Origin of the sequence: Bartonella sp. AA83SXKL (assembly GCF_042196965.1) — a bacterium.
Classification (GTDB): domain Bacteria; phylum Pseudomonadota; class Alphaproteobacteria; order Rhizobiales; family Rhizobiaceae; genus Bartonella.
Window position 1 is genome coordinate 337 of sequence record NZ_JBHIRG010000314.1, and the last position, 239, is coordinate 575.

General features: G+C 38.9%; 1 pseudogene. It reads right to left on the reverse strand.

Annotated features, from left to right (window positions below):
- Positions 1 to 239, reverse strand: a pseudogene (locus ACFINO_RS11350) (cysteine--tRNA ligase); the annotation flags it as partial.

Sequence of the window (239 nt, forward strand, 5' to 3'; positions counted from 1 at the left end):
TATCTTTTAAGACAATCCCCTCGGCTGCAAGCTTATCACGAATTTTATCCGCAGCTGTCCACTCTTTATTATGGATAAGTCGTAACCTTTCGGCAATGCGCTGATCAATAAATTTTTCATCAAGAGAGGTTTTTCTCATAAATAATGGGCATTTTCCATCTCTAACCCACTCTTGCCGTAAGAGTCCAAAGAAATTCATCCCACTTGCAAGAGAAACAGCATTCCCTCGTTTATAAAAT